This window comes from Streptomyces niveiscabiei (genome assembly GCF_001419795.1).
GTDB classification, from domain to species: domain Bacteria; phylum Actinomycetota; class Actinomycetes; order Streptomycetales; family Streptomycetaceae; genus Streptomyces; species Streptomyces niveiscabiei.
The window spans coordinates 1-1,128 of the sequence record NZ_LIRL01001264.1 but is presented as its reverse complement, the minus strand read 5'-3'; the positions used below and the strand labels follow the sequence as shown (position 1 = coordinate 1,128).

The following is a 1,128-nucleotide window of genomic DNA, read 5'->3' as shown; positions in this document are numbered from 1 at the left end:
GGGGCGGAGCATGGCGTACTTACCGAGGTGGTCCTGGTATTCGCCGACCTTGTCGGTGGCGGGGTCGTAGTAGAGGGTTCCCGGTTCCATCGGGTATCGGTCCTTTCATCCAACATCTGTACGGAATGCGGCAGTTGTACTACTCTGCGTGTTCCTGGGTAAGAAGAGGATGGCCCAGGCTCGGGTGTCGGTGCAGCCGGAACGGGCGTTGGTTCCGGAAGAGGCGGCCAAATTCCATAAATTCCGGGAGGGGACGAGGTGCCACAGCGGAACGCGGTCACGGGACGCAGCCAGGAGCCGCGGAAGAGGTTCGCGCAGGAGCTGAGGCGGCTGCGGGAGGAGAAGGGCGAGACGCTTCAGCAGCTCGCGGAGCAACTCGGTTGGGACGCTTCGACGCTCGGGAAGCTGGAGAGCGGGCGGAATCTGGGCGGCCCCGAGATCGTGCAGGCGCTGGACCAGCATTACGGGACGACGCCGTTGCTGATGGCGTTGTGGGAGTTGGCAATCCTGGACATGCGCCAGTTCAAGGCGAAGTACCGGCAGTACATGAAGTGGGAGTCCGAGGCGGTCAGCATGTGGCACTACGGGCCGTCCAACCTGCACGGCTTGCTCCAGACCGCCGACTACGCCCGCGAGTTGCTCACCACTGGCGGATTGGAAGGGGAGGAGCTGGACACCGAGGTCGAGAACCGCAGGGCCCGGCGCGAACTACTGCTCGCGGACGACGCCCCGCCCTTCCGCAGCATCATCCCGGAGAGCGTGCTGCGTACGCCGCTCAAGGAGCTTCCCAAGTGGTGCGCGCAGTTGGAGGATCTGCTGGAGATGTCGGAGCGCGACAACGTCACTATTCAGGTACTGCGCACGTCAGTCGGGCTCCACGCCCTGACAAACACAGACGCCATGTTCATGCGCAGCCCTCTCGGGCAGGTGGGCGTGTGGGTGGAGACGGGTTACACAGGCGAACTCCTGCAAGAATCCGCAGAGGTCGAAAGGCTTCAGCTCGGATACGATCGGGTACGCGATTTGGCCCTATCACCGGACGAATCACGCGAGTTCATCCGGCAGCTGTTGGAGGAAGCAATCCGTGCGATCCATCGATCTGAGTAACCTCTCGTGGCGCAAGAGCAG

Annotated in this window: 1 protein-coding gene; it reads left to right on the top strand. The window is 63.1% G+C overall.

Annotated elements, in window-relative coordinates:
- Positions 1-258 precede the first annotated feature (258 nt).
- Positions 259-1,107, top strand: coding sequence for a helix-turn-helix domain-containing protein (locus tag AOK24_RS42900; protein WP_063799635.1), 849 nt, complete (start codon positions 259-261; stop codon positions 1,105-1,107).
- Positions 1,108-1,128 lie beyond the last annotated feature (21 nt).